This is a genomic window from Methylocystis sp. sgz306128, assembly GCF_056032725.1.
On record NZ_JBVYWO010000004.1, the window covers coordinates 249,117 to 270,999 of the forward strand.

The 21,883-nt window shown below is 57.3% G+C and carries 19 protein-coding genes; 15 read left to right on the forward strand and 4 right to left on the reverse strand.

Annotated features, from left to right (window positions below; translation table 11 throughout):
- Nucleotides 1–68 precede the first annotated feature (68 nt).
- The 12 genes from AC0N03_RS09020 (at nucleotide 69) to AC0N03_RS09075 (ending at nucleotide 11,082) form a co-directional block, all read left to right on the forward strand.
- Nucleotides 69–1,244 carry an amino acid ABC transporter permease gene (locus AC0N03_RS09020; protein ID WP_474288355.1) on the forward strand — a complete coding sequence of 392 codons (1,176 nt, stop codon included), beginning with the start codon at nucleotides 69–71 and terminating at the stop codon, nucleotides 1,242–1,244.
- The gene (locus tag AC0N03_RS09025) at nucleotides 1,245–2,387 is read left to right on the forward strand and encodes an amino acid ABC transporter permease (protein WP_474288356.1); all 1,143 of its coding nucleotides are present in this window, start codon (nucleotides 1,245–1,247) and stop codon (nucleotides 2,385–2,387) included. It abuts the gene before it with no gap.
- Nucleotides 2,388–2,402: 15 nt separating this feature from the next.
- Complete coding sequence (locus AC0N03_RS09030; protein ID WP_474288357.1) at nucleotides 2,403–3,170, forward strand: amino acid ABC transporter ATP-binding protein; 768 nt, start codon at nucleotides 2,403–2,405, stop codon at nucleotides 3,168–3,170.
- Nucleotides 3,171–3,249: 79 nt separating this feature from the next.
- Nucleotides 3,250–3,627: a dihydroneopterin aldolase gene (locus tag AC0N03_RS09035; protein WP_474288358.1), complete on the forward strand. Its 378-nt coding sequence runs from the start codon at nucleotides 3,250–3,252 to the stop codon at nucleotides 3,625–3,627.
- Between the two features lie 117 nt (nucleotides 3,628–3,744).
- Nucleotides 3,745–5,310: an endolytic transglycosylase MltG gene (gene mltG / locus AC0N03_RS09040; RefSeq protein WP_474288359.1), complete on the forward strand. Its 1,566-nt coding sequence runs from the start codon at nucleotides 3,745–3,747 to the stop codon at nucleotides 5,308–5,310.
- A 14-nt stretch (nucleotides 5,311–5,324) separates the two neighbouring features.
- Nucleotides 5,325–6,203 carry a YicC/YloC family endoribonuclease gene (locus AC0N03_RS09045; RefSeq protein ID WP_474288360.1) on the forward strand — a complete coding sequence of 293 codons (879 nt, stop codon included), beginning with the start codon at nucleotides 5,325–5,327 and terminating at the stop codon, nucleotides 6,201–6,203.
- A 3-nt stretch (nucleotides 6,204–6,206) separates the two neighbouring features.
- The gene (gene gmk / locus AC0N03_RS09050; protein WP_474288361.1) at nucleotides 6,207–6,866 is read left to right on the forward strand and encodes a guanylate kinase; all 660 of its coding nucleotides are present in this window, start codon (nucleotides 6,207–6,209) and stop codon (nucleotides 6,864–6,866) included.
- Nucleotides 6,867–6,963: 97 nt separating this feature from the next.
- Nucleotides 6,964–7,296, forward strand: coding sequence for a preprotein translocase subunit YajC (gene yajC, locus AC0N03_RS09055; protein WP_474288362.1), 333 nt, complete (start codon nucleotides 6,964–6,966; stop codon nucleotides 7,294–7,296).
- A 6-nt stretch (nucleotides 7,297–7,302) separates the two neighbouring features.
- Nucleotides 7,303–8,898, forward strand: coding sequence for a protein translocase subunit SecD (gene secD / locus AC0N03_RS09060; RefSeq protein ID WP_474288363.1), 1,596 nt, complete (start codon nucleotides 7,303–7,305; stop codon nucleotides 8,896–8,898).
- Between the two features lie 8 nt (nucleotides 8,899–8,906).
- Nucleotides 8,907–9,842 (forward strand): protein translocase subunit SecF, encoded by a 936-nt coding sequence (gene secF / locus AC0N03_RS09065; protein WP_474288364.1) that lies wholly within the window; start codon nucleotides 8,907–8,909, stop codon nucleotides 9,840–9,842.
- The gene (locus tag AC0N03_RS09070) at nucleotides 9,839–10,228 is read left to right on the forward strand and encodes an Mth938-like domain-containing protein (RefSeq protein WP_474288365.1); all 390 of its coding nucleotides are present in this window, start codon (nucleotides 9,839–9,841) and stop codon (nucleotides 10,226–10,228) included. The genes secF and AC0N03_RS09070 overlap by 4 nt, the downstream gene beginning before the upstream one ends.
- Entirely contained in the window at nucleotides 10,228–11,082 is an 855-nt protein-coding gene (locus tag AC0N03_RS09075; RefSeq protein WP_474288366.1) for a phytoene/squalene synthase family protein, read from the forward strand. The genes AC0N03_RS09070 and AC0N03_RS09075 overlap by 1 nt, the downstream gene beginning before the upstream one ends.
- Here the strand turns inward: AC0N03_RS09075 and recG are convergent.
- Nucleotides 11,068–13,170 carry an ATP-dependent DNA helicase RecG gene (gene recG, locus AC0N03_RS09080; RefSeq protein WP_474288367.1) on the reverse strand — a complete coding sequence of 701 codons (2,103 nt, stop codon included), beginning with the start codon at nucleotides 13,168–13,170 and terminating at the stop codon, nucleotides 11,068–11,070. The genes AC0N03_RS09075 and recG overlap by 15 nt on opposite strands.
- Nucleotides 13,171–13,270: 100 nt before the next feature.
- Here recG and AC0N03_RS09085 point away from each other — a divergent pair, with 100 nt between their 5' ends.
- Nucleotides 13,271–13,561 (forward strand): succinate dehydrogenase assembly factor 2, encoded by a 291-nt coding sequence (locus AC0N03_RS09085; RefSeq protein WP_474288368.1) that lies wholly within the window; start codon nucleotides 13,271–13,273, stop codon nucleotides 13,559–13,561.
- A 10-nt stretch (nucleotides 13,562–13,571) separates the two neighbouring features.
- A complete protein-coding gene (gene mfd, locus AC0N03_RS09090) occupies nucleotides 13,572–17,135 on the forward strand; it encodes a transcription-repair coupling factor (RefSeq protein ID WP_474288369.1) in 3,564 nt (1,187 codons plus the stop codon).
- Between the two features lie 135 nt (nucleotides 17,136–17,270).
- Here mfd and AC0N03_RS09095 read toward each other — a convergent pair whose 3' ends face one another.
- Both AC0N03_RS09095 and AC0N03_RS09100 read right to left on the reverse strand, forming a co-directional pair.
- Nucleotides 17,271–17,900 carry a DsbA family oxidoreductase gene (locus AC0N03_RS09095; protein WP_474288370.1) on the reverse strand — a complete coding sequence of 210 codons (630 nt, stop codon included), beginning with the start codon at nucleotides 17,898–17,900 and terminating at the stop codon, nucleotides 17,271–17,273.
- Nucleotides 17,897–19,714: an extracellular solute-binding protein gene (locus tag AC0N03_RS09100; protein WP_474288371.1), complete on the reverse strand. Its 1,818-nt coding sequence runs from the start codon at nucleotides 19,712–19,714 to the stop codon at nucleotides 17,897–17,899. The genes AC0N03_RS09095 and AC0N03_RS09100 overlap by 4 nt, the downstream gene beginning before the upstream one ends.
- A 226-nt stretch (nucleotides 19,715–19,940) precedes the next feature.
- Between AC0N03_RS09100 and AC0N03_RS09105 the strand changes: the two genes are divergently transcribed.
- Complete coding sequence (locus AC0N03_RS09105) at nucleotides 19,941–20,648, forward strand: invasion associated locus B family protein (protein ID WP_474288372.1); 708 nt, start codon at nucleotides 19,941–19,943, stop codon at nucleotides 20,646–20,648.
- Nucleotides 20,649–20,739: 91 nt separating this feature from the next.
- Here AC0N03_RS09105 and AC0N03_RS09110 read toward each other — a convergent pair whose 3' ends face one another.
- Nucleotides 20,740–21,786: an HpcH/HpaI aldolase/citrate lyase family protein gene (locus AC0N03_RS09110; protein WP_474288373.1), complete on the reverse strand. Its 1,047-nt coding sequence runs from the start codon at nucleotides 21,784–21,786 to the stop codon at nucleotides 20,740–20,742.
- Nucleotides 21,787–21,883: the final 97 nt, after the last annotated feature.

Consider the following 21,883-nt stretch of genomic DNA (forward strand, 5'->3'; position numbering starts at 1 on the left):
GCGTTTGCCGCGCGCTCTTGCGCGCGGCCCTTCTTCCGAATTGTTGATTTGAACCGAAAGGGACAACAGTGAGGTCTGGCGAAGGTGCGCGCGTTGCTGTCTGGAACAATCCCGTTTACCGGGGCTTGTTCGTTCAGGCCGTTCTGGTTGTTGCAGCAGGGTTTCTGGCCTACAGCGCCGTGCTCAACACCATTTCGAACATGCGCGCGCATGGCATTCCGACGACTCTCGGCTTCTGGAACAATTCGGCGGGTTTTGATATCACGCAATCCGTCATTGCTTATTCCGCCGTTAATTCCTACGGCAGGGCGTTTCTGGTTGGTCTGCTGAATACGTTGATTGTCGGTGGTCTCGGCATAGTTCTGACGACTATTCTTGGATTTATCATCGGCGTGGCGCGTCTGTCCCATAACTGGATTGTAGCCAGACTCGCGGCGGGCTATATCGAGATATTCCGCAATACGCCGCTGCTGCTGCAACTTTTATTCTGGTATAATGCCGTTCTGAAGTCTCTGCCGGGTCCCCGGCAATCGATCAATGTCCTTGACGGTATGTTTCTGAGCAACCGCGGCTTGATCGTCCCAAATCCCGTTCTCCATGATGGTGCGGTTTTTGTGGCGTTGTCGGTGCTTCTGGCGCTGCTTCTGGCCACTGGGGTCTATATATGGGCGCGGCGCCGCAAGGCGCGGACGGGGCTGGATTTTCCTGTATTCAGATTGAATCTCGTTCTTGTTCTTGCTCTGCCGCTCATCGCTTATTTTGCCGCCGGACGACCAATATCGCTGCAGATGCCGGTGCTCAAGGGGTTCAATTTTGCCGGTGGATTGCAGCTTTATCCGGAATTCGTCGCCCTTCTGGGCGGACTGGTCGTTTATACAGCGGCTTTCATCGCCGAAATTGTCCGCGCCGGTATACTTTCAGTGGTTCGGGGGCAGAGCGAGGCGGCTTTCGCACTGGGGCTCAATCGTTCGCAAACCCTGAAAATGATCATTATTCCGCAGGCGATGCGTGTGATTATTCCGCCATTGACCAGCCAATATCTGAATCTGGTCAAAAATTCGACTCTGGCCATTTTCATCGGCTATCCCGAACTGGCGCAGGTGTTCATGGGTACGGTTCTCAATCAGACCGGCGCCGCGGTGCAATGCGTGGTGATCACCATGGCGGTGTATCTGATCATATCGCTGACAACGTCGGTTATGATGAACGTCTACAATCGCCGCAAGGCCTTGGTGGAGCGTTGAATGAGTGAAATGCAGCACGTTTTCTTGCGCACGCACCATAGTCCCGAACTGGAGCCCCCCAGTTATTCGCAAGGTGCGGTGGCGTGGCTACGCGCCAATCTTTTCTCCGATGTCATCTCCACGCTGCTGACATTGCTTGTGGCTTGGGTGCTTTTCAGGTTTCTGCCGCCCCTTTTCGCCTTTCTGACCTATGATTCTGTCTGGAATGCAACCGATGGAGCGCCGTGCCGCGCCAGTGAGGCGGGAGCTTGCTGGGCTTTCGTCGCGCAGAAAATGCCCTTCTTTACCTACGGATTTTATCCTGAAGCCGAGCGCTGGCGGGTGAATGTCTCGGTTCTGCTGGGCGCTGTCCTCATTGGCTGGATGCTCTGGCCCGGCCTGCCGCGCAAGACGCTTGCAGCCCTGATCTTTTTCCTCATTTTCCCGGTTGCGGCATTTATCTTGCTGCACGGTGGCTTGGGTACTGGCCTTCCCGTGATCGGCACGAATTCCTGGGGCGGCATATTTGTCAGTCTGATCGTCTCACTCGTCGGTATCGTTTTTTCGCTGCCGCTTGGCGTGATCCTTGCGCTGGGACGGCGATCCGCAATGCCTGCCGTAAGACTGATGAGCGTGATCTTTATCGAATTCGTGCGCGGCGTGCCATTCATCACTATTTTGTTCATGGCGCAGTTTTTGCTGCCTTTGTTCATGCCGGATCCGAATTATGCCAATGCGTTTGACCATCTGTTGCGGGTTCTGATCGGTACAGCCCTGTTTTCGGCAGCCTATATGGCGGAGGAGGTGCGGGGCGGCCTTCAGGCTATTCCTCGCGGGCAATATGAAGGCGCGCAGGCGCTTGGCCTTGGCTATTGGCAGATGATGCGGCTGGTTATCCTGCCTCAGTCCCTGACGCTGGTGATTCCCGGCATCGTCAATAATTTCATCGGCTTGTTCAAGGATACCACGCTCGTCGCTGTTGTCGGCATTTTTGATTTTCTGGCAACTGTTGATTCTCAGATCAAGGATCCTGTGTGGACGGGACCGTTTATCTCGACAACGGGCTACCTGTTCGCGGCTTTCTTCTATTTCGTCTTTTGTTTCGGCATGTCGCGCTATTCGCTTTATATGGAGCGTAAGCTGGCAGCCGGAAAATCACACTGACCGGGCTTTGGCAACATGAAACCAGACGGCAATCCAACACAGGCACAGGGCGGTCTTGCGATCGAGATCGTCAATATGCACAAATGGTACGGCAAATTTCATGTTCTGCGGGACATTAATCTTCAGGTGGCGCGCGGCGAGAAGATCGTAATCTGCGGTCCCTCCGGTTCCGGCAAATCAACCATGATCCGCTGCGTCAACCGGCTTGAGGAACATCAGCAGGGCCGGATCGTGGTCGATGGCATCGAACTGACCAATGATGTCAGACGGGTGGATGAAATCCGGCGTGAAGTTGGCATGGTTTTCCAGCATTTCAACCTCTTTCCTCATCTGAGCATCTTGGAGAACTGTACTCTGGCTCCCATCTGGGTCCGTAAAATGCCGCGCAAGGATGCGGAAGAGATTGCCATGCACTATCTCAACCGGGTCAAAATTCCGGAGCAGGCGCTCAAATATCCCGGCCAATTGTCAGGAGGCCAGCAGCAGCGTGTGGCGATCGCGCGCGCCTTATGCATGAACCCCAAGATCATGCTTTTTGACGAGCCGACATCGGCACTTGATCCGGAAATGGTCAAGGAGGTGCTGGATACGATGGTGTCTCTGGCCGAGGAGGGCATGACCATGCTCTGCGTCACGCATGAAATGGGTTTTGCCCGTCAGGTGGCGGATCGCGTTGTCTTCATGGATCGCGGCGAGATTGTCGAAATGAACCGGCCAGAACAATTTTTTGCCCATCCTCAGCATGAACGTACTCAATTGTTTTTAAGCCAGATATTGCATTGATCGTCAGCAAATGTCGGTTTTGGCTGGATGTTTCGTAGCCGAGATCATATGGCTGTGGCGAATATGCAGGAGATAATGCGTGGAAAGAGACTGGGCAGAGCCAACAACAGACAAGATCATCGTGCGGGATTTTGTCATCAGCATGATGATCGGAATCTATGAGCACGAGTATCTGAAGCCGCAGCGCGTGCAGTTCAATGTCGATGTGGATATTTCGCGCATTGATCATGTCCCCAACGATATCCGCGATGTTTTCTCCTATGATTATATCACCGATGGTATTCAGGCCATTGCAGCGGAGGGGCATGTGCATTTTGTCGAGCAGATGGCTGAAAGGGTTGCGGCCTTCGTGCTCCGTCACGGGCGCGCGCGGCGCGTTCGCGTCGCAGTGGAAAAGCTTGACCTGCGTCCCGGCAGTGTCGGTATTGAAATCATACGGTTAAAATCGACTTCCTGACATTCGACTTAAAGTATGTGTTGCGGTCAAAGCGGATTGGCCGTGACGGTTGTTATGGTAAAGGCTCAGGTTTTTTGGTAGATACGACTCGCTGCAGTCATTCAAAGCGATGGGTTAATGGCGGAAATCGAGTCACCAGAAGTTACGCCTGCTCCCGAGGAGCCTAAACCGGCTGAGCCCGTGCGCCGGTCGTTTTTTGGCCGTTCCGACGGCGCCAAAAGCCCGTCCGAGGCGCTGCAGCCTGAAGCTGCTCCGCCCCCGCCGCCGCCTCGCAAGAAAAAACGTCGCGGCGGGATTCTGAGCACAACCAGCGGATTTTTATCGTTTTGTCTGGTGCTGATGGCCTTCGCCATGTTCGGCTACGGCGAATTTATTCGCGCTCTGCGCTCGCCGGGGCCGCTCGCCGAAGATAAGGCGGTTGTTGTTGCGCCTGGAAGCGATGGTGCGCAGATCGTTGATCAGCTGGTCAATGAAGGTGTCGTAAGCAACGGGCTGATGTTCACGATCGGGATGCGGTTGGAAAATCAAAACACAAAGACGCTGAAGGCCGGTGAATATCTGTTCAAGCAATATGCCAGCCTGCAGGATGTGATCGACACTCTGGCCAATGGCCGGGTCATCCTGCATAATCTCACGGTCCCCGAGGGCTGGACGAGCGAACAGGCTGTTGAAAGGCTGCGTGAGAACGACCTCTTGTCGGGCGACATCAAGGACGTCCCGCCCGAAGGCGCGATTTTTCCCGATACGTACCGCTTTTCGAAAGGATCGTCGCGCGCGATGATCCTGCGTCACATGGAGGAGGCGGAAAAGAAGGTTGTCGCGGAAGTCTGGGCCAAGCGCGCAAGCGATCTTCCGCTGAAAACGCCGTACGAAATGGTCACGCTGGCGTCCATTGTCGAGAAGGAGACCGCCAAGGCTGACGAACGGGCGCGCATCGCCGGTGTCTACATCAACCGTTTGCAAAAACATATGCGTCTTCAATCGGACCCGACGATTGTCTACGGTCTTGTCGGGGGCAAGGGGACGCTTGGGCATCCCATTCTCAAATCCGAACTGGAAAAGCCGACTCCCTATAACACCTATCTCGTCGACGGCTTGCCGCCGGGGCCGATAGGTAATCCGGGACGGGCCTCGCTTGAGGCTGTTGCCAATCCTTCGCGCACCAAGGAACTTTATTTTGTCGCAGATGGCAGCGGCGGGCACGTGTTCTCGGAAACGCTCGAACAGCACCTGAAAAATGTGGCGCGCTGGCGGCAGATTGAAAACGATATGAAGGACAAGGTCGCGCCCGATCTGGTCCTGCCGCAGGGCAAACCAAGCCCACAGGGCTTGAATGACATGGGTGCCAAGGTAATTCTGGTTGCAGACGCGCAAGATGACGAACTGGTGCGTCAGGCCAGAGCGCGGCTTGCCGCCAGTCTGCGGGAGAAAGGTCAGAACAGTAATGCTTTTGGCGGTCTGGGCCGTCCGGTCGTCGAAGACGGAATGGAAGCTCGCTCTGCCCGGACGCCTGTGACAGGTACCGAATCTGGCGGAGCGATCAATACGGCCAAGGACGATCAATCCGCGAACGGCATCATCAAATATCGTGTTCTGGATGCTTCCGAGGGCACTGCGCTCGATCCCTTGCGCCTCAAGGATTATGATCTCAACTCGCCAAAATCCGTCCCAAAACTGAACTAGAATCCGGATCGCTCATGTCAACGCATAGTATGACGGGCTTCGCGCGCGCCAGCGGAGCCGGAACGACTTTTCAAATCGCCTGGGAAATCAAATCCGTAAACGCCAAGGGGCTCGACATTCGCATCCGGCTTCCGCCCGGGTTTGATGCTCTGGAACAAGCTGTGCGGAATGTTATCGCGCGCCATCTGACGCGGGGAACCATCTATGCCAATCTTGCGGCGCAACGTTCCGGCCTGGCTTCGGGTGTGCGCATCAACGAGGCTTTGCTGGATGAAGTTCTTCGGCTGGTGGGGAAAATTCCGCTGAATGCGAACCTTCGTCCGGCGTCTCTCGACGGCATTCTGGCCATAAAGGGCATAATCGAGACCGTTGAGCCGTTCGATCCATCGATCGAATCCGAGCAGCCTGCAGTTTTGTCGCTGCTCGAAACGGCCTTGACCTCGCTCAGGGAAATGCGGGCCGCAGAAGGAGAGGCGCTTTCGCGTATTCTCGAGCGGCGCATAGAGGCTATGTCGGCGCTGGCGATTGCTGCGGACAAAGTTCCGGGCCGCAAGCCCGAAGCCATCAGACGACAAATCGAGGCAAATGTCGCAGCCCTCATGGGCCAGACGGGTCTTGATCCGGCCCGGCTTCACCAGGAAGCGGTGTTGATTGCGGCTAAGGCGGACATCCGCGAGGAACTGGATCGTCTCAATGCGCATTTTGACGCCGCGCGCACCTTGTTGCGCGCAGGCGGCGCAATCGGCCGGCGCCTTGACTTTCTTGCACAGGAAATATCGCGCGAAGTGAACACATTATGTGCGAAATCGAACGATGCATCCTTGACGGCGATCGGGCTTGATCTCAAGACAGAAGTCGAACAATTTCGTGAACAAGTGCAAAATATAGAGTAGGTGATGACCGATCCCGGAAAACCCTCATTCATCGGCAGACGTGGCCTGATGCTCATTCTGTCTTCTCCATCGGGCGCGGGCAAAACCACTCTCACCCGGATGTTGCTGCAGGATAAATCGACAGATCTTACCCTTTCGGTTTCCGTGACAACCCGGCCGCGCCGTTCCAGCGAGGTTGACGGCATTCATTATCACTTCATCAGTCCGCGGGATTTTGAGCGGATGCGCAAGGATGGAGACCTGCTCGAATCTGCCGAAGTGCATGGCAATTTCTATGGCACGCCGCGTCCGCCCGTGGAGGCCGTGCTGGGGCAGGGAAGGGATATGCTCTTTGATATCGACTATCAGGGCACGCAGCAGGTTCGCGCCAAAGCCGGAGCCGATGTGGTTACGGTGTTCATCCTGCCGCCCTCGATGGCTGAACTGAAACTGCGTCTGGAGCGCCGCAACGAGGATTCGCCTGAGGTCATCGCCAAACGGCTGGCCAATGCACGGAACGAAATACAGCGCTGGACGAGCTATGATTACGTGATTGTGAACCACGATCTGCAAAGCGCCTATGCAGACGTGCTTGCCATCTTGCGTGCCGAGCGGCTAAAACGCGCCCGTCAGGAAGCGGGCGTTGCCGGTTTTGTCAAAGATCTGCTCGCTGCGAAAATATAGCGGCGATCGGCTTCAAACCATTGCTTTCGACGCATTGCCGGTTATAGTCCGGCAAATTTGAAAAGGGAGCAGGAGGCCTGTTCCCTGTGGAGGTCAGATGTTTATTACTCCTGCTTACGCACAGGCTGCCGGAGCGGCCAGCAACATGAATGATATTCTTGTGCAGATCGCTCCCTTTGGTGTGGTTCTGGTCATATTCTATTTCCTCTTGTTGCGGCCTCAGCAGAAGCGGGCCCGCGAGCAGGCTGAAATGCTGGCCAAGGTGAGCCGCGGCGACACAATCGTCACCACGGGCGGCCTGATCGGAAAAGTGACGAAGGATAATGACGCGGCTGAACTCGAAGTGGAAATTGCTGCGAATGTGAAGGTCCGCGTGCTCCGTCAGATGATATCCGAAGTCCGCAGCAAATCCGCCAGCGCCAAAGACTGACCAACCATGCTTCGTTTTGCCCCCTGGAAAGTTGTTTCCATCCTGCTTGGCACGCTTCTGGCGTTTCTGATCATCGTGCCGAGCCTGCTTCCCAAGGAAACACGGGATCATGTCGCCACCTACATGCCATCATGGGTGCCGTATCGGTCCATCGTGCTAGGGCTTGACCTGCAGGGCGGCGCGCATGTGCTGCTCGAAGTGGACAGCGCATCGGTTCTTCGCACGCAAGTGGAAATCCTGCGAGACGATGTACGGCGCATTCTGCGTGAAGAGAAGATTGCCATTTCCGGCGGCATAGGTCTGCAAACCAAGGGCGTTACAGTGCGCATTCCCAATGCGGCGGAGCGCGAAAAGGTTCTGCCGAAGCTTCAGGCGTTGAGTCAGGTGCTGGGCAACACGCTGACCGGAAATATTGCCGGACGTTCGCTTGATGTATCGGCAAAGGATGATGGGCAGGTTGTTCTCACGGTGACGGATGCCGGCGTGGCGGACAAGATTCATCGCGCCATCACCCAATCGATAGAAGTTTTGCGCCGGCGCGTCGACCAGCTCGGCACCACTGAACCGAATATCCAGCAGCAGGGGTCGGATCGTATCCTCGTCGAAGTGCCGGGCTTGCAGGATACGACCAAGCTTAAGGAAATTCTGGGTACGACCGCCAAGCTCGAATTCCGGTTTGCCGCAGCTCCGGGCGCCGATCCATCTGAAGTTGAGAATCTTCCGCAAACCGATCAACCGGGTCTGTTGCCTGTCGAAAAGCGTGTGATCGTGCAGGGTGAAGATCTGACCGATGCTCAGGCCGGTATCGATCCGCAGAGTGGCCGCCCAGACATCAATTTCACCTTCAACATTCGCGGCGGCCAGCGATTTGCGCAGGCTACCGCCGAAAATGTCGGCCGTGTATTTGCTATCGTGCTCGACAACAAGGTTATTTCAGCGCCGGTTATCAATAGTCCTATCCCCGGCGGTAAAGGCCAGATTACGGGCAATTACACGCTGGAATCGGCGAACAACCTCGCTGTTCTGCTGCGCGCCGGTGCACTGCCGGCCAAATTGACGATTGTCGAAGAACGCACCGTCGGGCCCGGCCTTGGTCAGGATTCGATTGATGCTGGCAAGAAAGCTGCTTATGTCGGCGCGGCTCTGGTTCTGAGCTACATGTTGATCACTTATGGCACGTTTGGCATCTTTGCCAATATTGCTCTTGGCGTGCATATCCTGCTGATCTTTGCCTCGATGGTGATGCTTGGCGCGACTCTGACCTTGCCGGGTATCGCCGGCATTGTGCTCACAATCGGCATGGCCGTGGATGCCAACGTGCTTATTTACGAGCGCATCCGCGAAGAGAATCACATGGGCCGTTCGATCATCGCGTCGCTCGATGCAGGTTTCACGCGTGCGTTTGGTACGATTGTCGACTCGAACGTGACGATGTTCGTGGCCGCATTGATTCTCTATCTTTTTGGCTCTGGCCCGGTTCGCGGCTTTGCCGTATCGCTCGGACTTGGCATTCTCACGTCTATCGTGACAGCCGTAACCATGACGCGAATGATGATTGCCTTGTGGTATCGCTATCGCCGTCCCACCAAATTGCCGATTTAAGGTTGTCCATGAAGCTCCTTCGCCTCGCACCGGAAAACACCAAATTTGGGTTCATGCGCTTTCGGCGCTTTTCCTATCCGTTTTCGGCGGTGCTTTCGATTGTGTCGATCGTCATGTTTCTTTCGGTGGGCATGAATTTCGGCATCGACTTTTCCGGCGGCATTCTGATTGAAATGCGGGCCAAAACCGGCAATGCAGATCTGGCGCTCTTGCGTGGTCTGGGCGAAAAGCTGAAAATCGGCGCAATTGAAGTTCAGGGCTTTGGCAATTCCGGTGATGTCTCGATGCGTCTTGGTGTCCAGCCGGGCGGGTCCGAGGCTTTGCAATCGGCGGTTGGGCGGCTGAAATCCGCCATTGGTGATGGCTATGACTTCCGCCGTGTCGAGACCGTCGGTCCCCGTGTCTCCGGAGAATTGGTTCAATCCGGTACGCTCGGCGTGGTGATTTCGATCATCGCGGTGCTCATGTATCTCTGGTTCCGGTTTGAATGGCAGTTTGCGGTTGGCGCGGTGATTGCGACCATGCATGACCTGTTGCTGACGGTCGGCTTTTTTTCGGTGACGCACCTTGAATTCAACACCACCTCGATTGCCGCTATTCTGACCATCGTCGGATATTCGCTCAACGAGGCTGTCGTCGTGCTTGACCGTATCCGGGAAATGATGCGCAAATACAAAAAGCTGGGCATTGCCGAGATGATCGATCTTTCGATCAACGCCGTTCTGCCGCGTACCATCATGACGGCGACGACGGTCTTTCTTGCGCTGCTCGCACTGGTGTTGTTTGGCGGCGAGGTGATCCGCTCGTTCTCGCTGGCGATGATGTGGGGTATCTTTGTCGGAACATATTCGTCGATCTTCATCTGTACGCCGATCCTGATCTATCTGGGCGTGCGCACGGAACATGTTGCCGGCGAAGCGCGCGAGGCAAAGGCGGGGGCTTGAGCACCACCCGAAAATACGATGGCTTCGTACCCGGACGCCATCTTATCGATGCCTATGGCGGGGGCGGGTTCCGCTTCGCCGATATGTCGCATAGAGGATCGATTCTGGCGCTGCCATCGGGAATTTCGTCCTGGCCCGTATCGTCTTTTGCAGAGATCACACCGGCAAGTCTCGGACTTCTTTTCGCTGAACCGAAGGGTGAGGTGGAGTTGCTTCTTCTTGGTGTCGGGGCGGACATGCGCTTTGCGCCTGAACTGCTGAAGATGCGTCTGCGCGAGATCGGCATCCGGATCGAGGCCATGCAGACCGGCGCTGCGGCGCGCACCTATAACATCCTGCTGGCCGAGAACCGGAAGGTTGCCGCAGCACTGATTGCCGTCTCCTGATGAACATTGACGAAGCCTATCAATATTGTGAGAGCCAGCTTCGCGCGCTGGACAAAGACAGGTGGCTGGCCTGCCTGTTTGTCGTGCCGGACATGCGTCGTCATATCATCGCAATTTATGCATTCAGTCTGGAAGTGGCGCGAATTCGCGAATCCGTCCACGAGGCTCTGACAGGAGAGATACGCCTGCAATATTGGCGGGACATCCTGACAAGCGGCGGCCATGGAGAGATGCAGGCCAATCCGGTGGCTGCCGCAGTGCTGGACACGGTCAACAAATTTAATCTCCCGCTGCAGGGATTGTTAAATCTGATCGATGCGCGGGTTTTTGATCTTTACGACGATCCGATGCCGAGCCTGAACGATCTTGAAGGCTATTTCGGTGAAACGAGTTCTGTCCTGTTTCAGATGGCCGCTCTGGTTCTTGGCGCGGATGCAGGGCGGGTCAGCGAGGCCAGCGGCCATGCCGGGGTGGCCTATGGTCTCAGTGGATTGATGCTGGCGTTGCCTCTTCATATCGCAAGAGGGCAATGTTTTATCCCGCTGGATGTGTTGGCTCGCCATAATCTGGACCGTGACAGACTGATAGAAGCGCCCGCAGAATCCATGCTCCGGCCTGTGCTTGATGAATTGGGTGCGTTGGCGATAGGGCATCTGCATAAAGCGCAGGCGGCCATTGCTGCCCTTCCGGCGAAAGTTGCTGCAGCCTTTCTGCCGCTGAGCCTGATAGAGGTCAATCTGAAAGCCGTCAGAGCCAATCGCGATCCCGCGCGGCAGATCAATGTGCCGCCGCAATGGCGCAAGCAATGGGCGCTGTGGCGGGCGGCGCGGGCGCTCGGCTCATCCCGCGCGTAGTAGCTTGATGGCCTCATCCCGTTCAAACAAGTAGAGCAGGTGGCGCAGCGCCTGTCCGCGGGGGCTGTGCAGTTCCGGGTCCTTTTGCAGGATAAGCGCGGCATCGTCGCGCGCCATTTGCAGCAGATTGCCATGAACATCGAGTTGCGCGAGCTTGAAGCCCGGCGTTCCGGACTGACGTGTGCCGAGAATTTCGCCTTCGCCGCGAAGGCGCAGATCTTCTTCTGCAATGCGAAAGCCGTCTTCGCTCTGGCGCAGGATATCCAGCCGTGCGGTCGCTGTTTCGCTGAGCGGCGCCTTATAGAGCAGCAGGCAGGACGATTGTCCGCTGCCGCGCCCGACACGCCCGCGTAATTGGTGCAATTGCGCGAGGCCAAAGCGTTCAGCGTGTTCTATGACCATGATATTGGCTTCTGGCACATCGACTCCCACCTCGATCACCGTTGTGGCAACCAGAATTCTGGTGTCGCCGCGCTGGAACGCGTTCATGGCCTCATCCTTGGCGCGTGCCGGCATTTTGCCATGCACAAGACCGACGTTGCCGCCAAACCATTGCTTAAGTGACGCGAATCGATCCTCCGCTGCAGCGACGTCCAGCGTCTCGCTCTCTTCCACCAGCGGACAAACCCAATAAGCGCGCGAACCTGTGTGAAGCGCTCGATCCAGTGCCTGCACCACTTCGTTGAGCCGGTCCAGCGGCAGGGCGCGGGTCAAGATCGGCTGTCGGTCTGGCGGCTTTTCTCGTAAGTTGGAGACATCCATGTCGCCGAAATAAGTCAGAACCAGCGTCCGCGGAATTGGCGTTGCCGTCATGACGAGGATATCCACGGCATTCCCCTTCTCACTCAGGGCAAGGCGCTGATGGACGCCGAACCTGTGCTGCTCATCTACCACTGCGAGCGCCAGATCGGCAAAAACAACCGATTCCTGAAACAAGGCATGCGTGCCGATGACAATCTGTGCGGCGCCGCTGGCGATGGCGTCGATCTTGGCGTTGCGTTCGGCGCCTTTGTCGCGGCCGGTGAGCAGGCAAATGCGTAATCCCGCCGCTTCGGCCAGAGGTGCCAGTCTGGCATAATGCTGGCGTGCGAGAATTTCTGTGGGCGCCATGAGCGCAGCCTGATGACCGGCCTCCACAACATGCGCCATAGCCAGCAGCCCGACAATGGTCTTGCCGGAGCCGACATCTCCCTGCAGCAGGCGCAGCATTCTCTGTTCGGCTGTCAGATCCTTGTAGATTTCAGCCAGCGCCTGCTGCTGTGCCTGCGTAAGGTCGTAGGGCAGCCTTGCAAGGATGCGTGCCGCGATCTGCCCTTCGGAAATGCTCGCGCGCCCCTTGGCCGCCTTCATGCGTCCGCGCACGAGCCGCAGGGCAAGCTGGGTGGCCAGAAGCTCGTCATAGGCCAGCCGCTGGCGCGCGGCAGAGCCTGGTTCGATATCCTGCGGGCTTTGCGGCGTATGGATCTGACGCAGAGCTGCGCCGAAGCCTGGCCAGCCGCGCTGCTGCATAAGCGCTGTATCGTGCCATTCGGGCAGTTCCGGCAATCGGGTCAGCGCGCCTTCGACTGCCTTGGCGAGAACGCGCGGAAACAGGCCTTCGGTCAGGCCGTAAACCGGTTCAACCGGCGGCAGTCTGGCCAGTCCCTGTTCATCGAGGATGCGGTCGGGGTGCACCATCTGCAAATGACCGTCCCACATTTCCAGTTTGCCGGAGATCCATCGCTTCTGGCCGATGGGAAGAGCGCGTTCGATCCAGGCCGGATTGTTCATGAAAAAGACCAGCATGACGTCGCCGGTTTCGTCCTCAGCGATGACACGGTAAGGGCCTTTGCCATATCTGGATTGCGGCGGGCGGTGTTCTGTCACCGTCACGGCAAGCGTAACAACCTGATCGGGGACGGCCTCGCGGATTTTTGGCCGGGCCCGGCGGTCAATGGCCGAATAGGGCAGGTGAAAAAGCAGATCGAGCAGGCGCGCCGGGCGATCGTCGCCCACAAGCAGGCGCTGAAATAGCGGGGCCATCTTCGGCCCGACGCCGGGCAGCAAAGTCACATCGGCAAAAAGCGGATTGAGCAACGAAGGGCGCATCGTTTCTTATTGGCTTTCAGCGAGAAGTTTGGCAAGTGTTCCTGACATGCACGACGAAGCAAGTTATAGAACAGCACGTCTTCACTCCCGAGGTTCCACCATGTCGCAGCCCGTTTCTTCCATGCTTGATGCGCGTCGTCGCAGGGTGCTCTACCGCGCCTGGCACAGGGGCATGCGCGAGATGGATCTGATTTTTGGTCAATTTGCCGATGAGCAGATATCCCGGCTCAGCGAGAGTGAACTCGACGATCTCGAAAGCCTGATGGAGGAACCCGACAGGGACATATTCATGTGGCTGACCGGCGAGGCGCAGGTGCCGCAACATTTCGATACGCCGGTTTACCGCGCCATCAAGGCCTTTCACACGCATCTCGGTCCCCTGAATATTTAAAAGGCGGTTTATGTCTGCTTCCATGCGCGCGGCACAGATACTTGAAAATGGCGGCTCGGTTCACCTCTCCAGCCTGCCTGAGGGAATGGACGCCCTCGTTCTGGCCGATGTGGTCAAACGCCTCGCCCGGAAGGCAGAAACGCGTTCCGTCGTGCTGGTTCATGTCGCGCGGGACGGACAGCGGGCACGCAGCTTTGCCGAGGCGCTGAATTTTGCCGATCCGCAGATCGAGGTGCTCGATTTTCCAGCCTGGGACTGCCAGCCCTACGATCGCGTTTCGCCCAATGCCGCCATTGCCGCGAAACGCATGACGGTGCTCTCGCGCCTTGCCCGAACGCGCTCGGCACTTGAACGTCCGCGCGTATTGTCCACGACGGTGAATGCCATATTGCAGCGCCTGCCGCCGTTCAAGTGGGTGGCCCGGGAGAGCTTTTCAGCGGCGGTCGGCAATTCAGTCGATGTCGATGCCTTGATCAAATGGCTGGAAACCAACGGCTTCCTGCGCGCATCCAGTGTCAATGAACCGGGTGAATATGCGCTGCGCGGCGGCATTCTCGATCTTTTCCCGGCTGGCATGCCCCTGCCGGTGCGTCTCGACTTCTTCGGCGATATGCTCGACACGATCCGCACCTTCGATATTGAAACCCAGCGCTCCAGCGGCCAGCTGACAAGCCTCGATCTGGTGCCGATGAGCGAAGTCCAGCTCACATCGGATTCGATCCGTCGGTTCAGGCAGAATTACCTTGCCACTTTCGGCGGCGTCACGCGCGCGGATCAGCTTTATGAAGCCGTAAGCGAGGGCCGGCGCTATCCGGGCATGGAGCACTGGCTGCCCCTGTTCCATGAAGGGCTGGACAGCCTGCTCGATTATATCGGCGATGCGCCGCTGGTGCTGGATGACCGCGTGGACGAAGTCATCCAAACCCGCTTCGCAACGATCAGCGATCATTACGACAATCGGCAGCAGGCATTCGACGCTGATCCGGCGCAGGCTGGCTATAAGCCCTTGCCCGCCAACAGACTCTATTTTGCGCCAGCAGAATGGCATGACCGGCTGCAATTGCGGGCCACGGCGCATGTTTTGCCATTTGCCCAGCCTGATAAGGACATGATCGCGCGGTTGTCGCTTTCCGAAAACATCAAGGCCATGGAGGAACAGGGGACATTTGTCGATTGTGGCGGCAGGATTGGCCGCTCCTTTGCGCCCGAGCGGACAACACCGGATGTCAATGTCTTTGAAGCGGTGATCAGCCACGTGCAGGCCAGCCAGAAAGCGGGCAAGCGCGTGATCATCGCCGGGTGGTCCGATGGTTCCCGCGACCGGCTTGCCACTGTTCTGGCTGACCATGGTCTCAAGAAAATCAATCCGATATCGACATATGCTCATGCGCTGACTTACCCTCGAAATGAAGTTTCGCTTGCGGTGCTGGGGGTGGAAAGCGGGTTCGAGACCGACGATCTCATTGTTATCGGCGAGCAGGATATTCTTGGTGACCGACTGGTGCGCCAGCGCAAGAAGCAGAAGAAGCCTGCCAATTTCCTCAAGGAAGTCGCTGCGCTGAGCGAGGGCGATCTCGTCGTACATGTCGATCACGGCATCGGCCGTTTTATCGGTCTCAAGAATATTGAGGCAGGCGGCGTACCGCACGATTGCCTTGAAATTCATTATGCCGGCGACACCAAGCTTTTCCTGCCGGTTGAAAATCTTGAATTGCTCTCGCGCTATGGCGGCGAGGACATGGATGTGCAGCTTGACCGCCTCGGCAGCACGGGCTGGCAGGTGCGCAAGGCGCGGATGAAAAAGCGCATCCGCGAGATTGCGCATGGCCTGATCAAGATTGCCGCCGAGCGCATGCTGCGGCAGGCGCCGCGCCTTATCCCGCCGGAAGGCGCCTATGATGAATTCTGCGCCCGTTTTGCCTATGATGAAACCGAAGATCAGCAGAACGCCATTGACGCCGTACTGGATGATATGGCGTCCGGACGGCCCATGGATCGGCTGGTTTGCGGCGATGTCGGCTTTGGCAAGACCGAAGTGGCGCTGCGGGCAGCCTTTACCGCTGCCATCAACGGCAAACAGGTCGCGGTGATCGTGCCGACGACACTGCTCGCGCGTCAGCACTACAGGAACTTCACGGAGCGCTTTTCCGGACTGCCCGTCCGGGTGGCACAGGCCTCCCGCATGGTGAGCGCGGGCGAACTCAAGGCCACGCGGCAGGGGTTGGCCGACGGTCAGGTGGATATCGTTGTTGGCACCCACGCGCTGCTGGGCAAAAATATCAGCTTCAAGGATCTCGGGCTCGTCATTATCGACGAGGAGCAGCATTTCGGCGTATCGCACAAGGAGCGGCTCAAAGACCTGCGCGCCGAGGTGCATGTGCTGACCTTGTCCGCGACTCCGATTCCGCGCACGCTGCAACTGGCCCTTTCCGGTGTGCGTGAATTGTCGATCATTGCCACGCCGCCGGTCGACAGGCTTGCGGTGCGCTCGTTCGTGACCCCCTTCGATGCGCTTATCGTGCGCGAGGCCTTGCTGCGTGAGCGGTATCGCGGTGGCCAGAGCTTTTACGTCTGCCCGCGAATCGAAGACCTCGACGAGGCGGCGGCATTCCTGCGCAAGAATGTGCCGGAGGCAAAGTTTGTCGTGGCGCATGGCCAGATGTCGGCGACCGAACTGGAAGACAAGATGTCGGCCTTTTATGAGGGACAATATGACATTCTCCTTTCCACCACGATCATTGAATCGGGGCTGGACATTCCCAGAGCCAATACGCTGATCGTGCATCGCGCCGACATGTTCGGTCTTGGTCAGCTCTATCAGCTGCGCGGGCGTGTCGGCAGATCCAAGACGCGCGCCTATGCCTTGTTCACGCTTCCTGAGAAGCGCCTTACGGTTCAGGCCGAAAAGCGTCTCAAGGTGCTTCAGTCGCTCGATACGCTGGGCGCGGGCTTCCAGCTGGCGACGCATGATCTTGATATCCGCGGCGCGGGCAATCTGCTGGGCGACGAACAGTCCGGACATATCAAGGAAGTCGGGTTCGAGCTTTACCAGCAAATGCTGGAAGATGCGGTGGCCGCACTGAAGGCCGGCATACAGGAACCGGTCGAGGAGGCATGGTCGCCGTCGATCACAATCGGCACGCCGGTGACGATCCCCGAACATTACATCCAGGACCTTTCACTGCGCCTGAGCCTTTACCGCCGTCTCTCGACCATTGATACGGACGAGGATCTTGCCACGATGGCAGCTGAGTTCATCGATCGCTTCGGGCCGATGCCGCCTGAGGTGCAGCAGTTGCTCAAGCTGGTGTCGATCAAGGCTCTGGCCCGCCGCGCCAATGTGGACAAGGTGGACGCAGGCCCCAAGGGCGTTATCGTTTCCTTCCGCGACAATGCCTTCGCAAATCCGAACGGTCTGGTTCGCTATATCGCCCAGCAGGGCTCATCGGCCAAGGTGCGGCCAGACATGCGCATTGTCTTCATCCGCGACTTTGACGAAGCGGATCAGCGGCTGGAGGGGACGCAGCTTATTTTGCGCGCCCTTGTGGGGCTTGCAGAGAAGAAGGCCGCCTGACATCGCCCCTGATTCCTCCTGCCCCTGCTTTCATAAGTTGGTGCAGAGGGCAGGGACTGGAGTGCGCGGCGGACGGATAGCAAATTCGCCGCGCTCCCGGGGAACGTTGATGTTCGCTCTGAAAAGGAACAGGCTCTAACCCTCTGCCGCCTTGTCGAGTGCTTGCAGCATGATTTCAACAGGTTGCGCTCCGGAGAGTCCGTATTTGCCAGCAAGGATAAAAAACGGTACGCCATTGATGCCAATTTCCTGGGCCTGCCGTATTTCCGCCTGCACAGCCTCGATATCTTCGCCATCGTCGAGCAGCTTGGCAACAATGTCGCGTTCGAGTCCGTTTTGTTCGGCTACGTCCAGCAGAATATCGCGGTCGCTGATATCGGCGCCGTGCTCGAAATAGAGTGACATGAGCCGTTCATTGACCGCAGCCTGCGTTCCCGCTACCCATGACCAGCGGATCAGCCGGTGTGCGTCCAAGGTATTGACTGCGCGCTTAATATCTGAAAAAGCGAAATTTATTCCGAGTGTTGCGCCAAGTTCCTCAAGACGTTTATGCGCGTCCTGTATGCGCTCCAGTGAGCCGAACTTGCTGATCATATAGTCCGTGCGATCCATGCCGCCGGGCGGAATGCTCGGATCGAGCTGAAAGGGCCGGAAACGCACCTCGACTGCGAGATCGGGTCTTTGGCGCAGGGCGGCGCCCATCTGTTTTTGCCCGACAAAACACCAAGGGCATACAACGTCGGAAATAATATCGATGGTCATCATGGATTGTTGCTCCACCAGGTCGCAAGTGAGGTTGTGGGATCAGGCGTTATGCCAAACAAGGGAACGTGTGCTGGCATTCCGAGATGCGATGAGTAGGCTATCCACTGATCCGGCTTGTAAAACAGGGGTACGATATAAAAACCCGAAAGCAGCAACCGGTCAAATGCCCTGACCGCATCGGTGAATTCGGATTGCGAATGTGCATCGACAATGGCCTCGATCATGGCATCGAGTGCCGGGGAATGAGCGCCAGTCAGGTTAAACGAACCTTCTGCCTTTGCAGCCGCGGAACTCCAGCGTCCGCGCTGCTCATTGCCCGGAGAGGGTGTTGCCGGCCATGAGCCGATCATCATGTCAAAGTCAAAGTGCTGGCGTCGGCGCTGATATTGCACCTCATCGACATAGCGCACCCGGACCTCGATGCCGATGCGGCGCAGACTCTCCGCGTAGAGCAGGGCAAGGCGCTCTTTTTCACGGCTTTCCACCATAATTTCAAAAGAGAAGGGTTGGCCCGATGCATCCAGAAGCTTGTCTCCGTCCAGCCGGTAGCCGGCCTGCGCCAGCAGTGCGAGCGCGGATTTAGCCTCCGCCCGGTCATGGCCTGTGCCGTCGGAGGCGGGCGGTGTCCATTTTCCCGCCAATATATCGGCGGGAATATCTTTTAGATAGGGCTTGAGCAAGGCGATTTCGCCGGGGCTGGCCGGGTGCCCATGCGCTGAGAGCGGGGAATCGTCAAAGAAAGAGGCTGATCTGCGGTAAGCGCCGCCGTAGAGCTTCGAATTGATCCATTCAAAGTCAAACATCAAGCCGAGGGCCTCGCGGACCCTTTTATCGGCGAAGAAAGCGCGGCGCGTGTTGAAGGCAAAGCCGTCCATGCCCTTTGGCAAGCCGATGGGCAGGGATTTGCGCAGGATCGAGCCGTTTCGGACAGCCGGAAAATCATAGGCCTCCTGCCAGCGCGCGGCATCCGTTTCCACCCGAAAATCCACAAGACCGGCTTTGAACGATTCAAACACTGCATTTGCATCGCGCATGTACGTGATGTGGATCGTATCGAAATTATAGAGACCTTGCGAAATGGGTAGGTCCTTGGCCCAATAGTCCGGGTTACGCTGCAAGGTCAGTTCGCTGCCGGGCGTAAGGGCTGTGATCTTGTAGGGGCCGGAGCCGATCGGAATTTTCAGGCTGGCATCGGAAAAATGCGCGACATCTGTTGCATGCTTGGGCAGGATTGGCATCAGCGCCAAGGTCAGCGGCATCTCCCTGTCGTTGACGCCGCTCAGGTCGAAACGGATATTATAGGGCGAGAGAACCTGAACAGCCTTGACCTGCGCGTAGGCCGTGCGCTGCGGCGGTCGTCCCTGCTTTTTGAGAAGGTCGAAGCTGAACAGCACATCGGCAGTGGTGAGAGGCACGCCGTCGGAAAAACGGGCCTTCGGGTTCAGATGAAACGAGATGAAGCTGCGCGCGTCGTCCGTGGCGTAGGTTTCTGCGACCAGCCCATATAATGTGAACGGCTCATCCAGCGAGCGCATCATCAGCGTCTGGAACACATCGCCGAGCAAGCCCTGTGCGGTCGAGCCAGCCTTCAGATTAAACGGGTTAAGACTGTCGAACGTGCCGATCATGCCCAGTTCAAGCTTTCCGCCCTTCGGGGCGTCGGGATTGGCATAGGAAAGGGGTTGCACACCGGAATAGGCAGCCTCGCCATGCATGGCCAATGCGGTCTGCTGGGCATGGCCGGTGCCGAAGGCCATCAGAGGCAGGATCATGGCTGCGGCAAGTGTCAGGAAGCGAATCGAATGAATATTCATTGGCCGAGTTTAGGCATCTCCTCTTTCATCGTCACGTCCGGTTGTCGGCAATTCTGTGACAGATTCGCCTGCACCGCGTAAAAAAGCGAGAAAAGCTGTAGAACGCGCTGGAAAGCCGCCTGCAGACAGGGTATGAGCGTGGCAGTCAAGTTATTGCCTTAATGTCGCGGGATAGACAGTTGCATCTGGTTCGGTCCGACGCGACCGCCTGTCGAAAGGAATTCAAATGTTGTTCGACTTCAAACGCTTCGGCATAGCCGTAATCCTCGCTGGTGCTTTCGTCAGCGGTGGCGCCGCTCTGGCACAGACAAAGCAAAAGCCAGCGGCTGAGCCGAAACCCGCAGCTGAAGCCAAGCCTGCCGCTGCGCCGGCTGATTCCAAGGTGCAGTTGCAGGCCTCGCAGGCTGACTGGACCAAGGTCTGCGGCAAGGACAACACAAGCGGCAAGGAAATCTGCTACACCACACGCGACTTCGGTCAGGGCAACAATCAGGCGCCGGTGCTGGCGCTTGCGGTTTATGACGTGAAGGGTGATGACAAGCGCATCCTGCGTATGCTGCTGCCTGTGGCGCTCATGCTCAAGCCGGGCTTCCGCTACACGATTGATCAAGGCCAGCCGCGCGAAGGGTCCTTCGCGATCTGCTTCCCGAACGGTTGCTTTGCTGAATCTGAAATGACCGGTGATGTTCTTGCCGCCTTGAAGAAGGCCACCAATCTGAACGTTACCGTCCGCAATCAGGTTGGTAACGACGTGACCTTCGTGGTGCCGGTTGCCGGTTTCGCCAAGGCCTTCGACGGCCCGGCTATCGATCCCAAGAAGCTCCAGCAGCAGCAGGAAGAATTGCAGCGCCAGCTTGAGGAACGCGCCAAGAAGCAGCGTCAGGAACTTGAAAACCAGAACAGCGCTGCGCCGCCGGCTGCGCCCAAGCCCTGATCCGCTATATTCATCGAAAAAAGCCGCAAACTCTGAGTTTGCGGCTTTTTTGTTGCGAAAGTGCAATGACGACGCGGGCCGATGCCCGCTTTCAGCCGAATTGATAGGCTTTTGACAGGATTGCATCCTGAGAGGCTATCTGGCGGGCGAGATCAACGATCACCTTGGCCTGCTTCCAGGTGGCGTCATCCTGCATCTTGCCATCGATCATCACGGCTCCCGAGCCATCCGGCATGGCCTCCAGAATGCGCTTGGCGAAAAGCACTTCGTCTACATCGGGAGAGAACACTCTCTTCGCGATTTCAATCTGGGTGGGGTGCAGGGTCCACGCGCCGGAGCAGCCCAGCAAAAACGCGTTGCGAAACTGCACTTCACAAGCAGCCGGATCGGAGAAATCTCCAAACGGGCCGTAAAAAGCCTTGATTCCATTGGATGCACAGGAGTCTACCATTCTCGCGACGGTATAGTGCCATAAATCCTGCTGAAACGTCGCGCGGTCTTTATCCGCGCCGGTTGCATCGGCCAGAACCTTGTATTCGGGATGGCCGCCGCCGACGCGGGTGGTCTTCATGGCGCGCGAGGCGGCAAGATCGGCGGGGCCAAGGCTCATGCCATGCATGCGCGGAGATGCCGCTGCGATATCATCGACGTTCTTGACGCCTTCGGCCGTCTCCAGAATGGCATGAATTAGAATTGGCCGGGACACGTGATGTCTGGCCTCCAATTGTGCCAGGAGTTGATCGAGGTAATGGATGTCCCAGGGGCCTTCAACCTTGGGCACCATGATCACATCAACCTTGTTACCGATCTCGCGCACAATTTCCAGAACATCGTCCAGCATCCAGGGTGAATTGAGCGCGTTGATCCGTACCCACAAACCTGTCTTGCCAAAATCAAGCGATCTGCCCATTTCAATGAAGCCCCGGCGCGCCGCGACCTTCGATTCAACCGGGATCGCATCCTCCAGATTGCCGAGTATGACATCGACCTGACCGAGAAGATCAGGCAATTTGGCGCGCACCTTTTCATTGTGTGGCGGCACAAAATGAATCATCCGCTCCAGTTTGATGGGCAGAGCGCGCAAGGGCTGCGGCGCGCCTATGGCAAGCGGCTCAAAAAAACGACGAGGAAGTTTCATATCCGGCCCTCTATGGATTGCTGCATTGCAATAGAGCCGAAAAGCCGGGCAGGCGCAATTGGCCGAAAGGCGTCCGGCCAATTGCCTGTTGAAGACT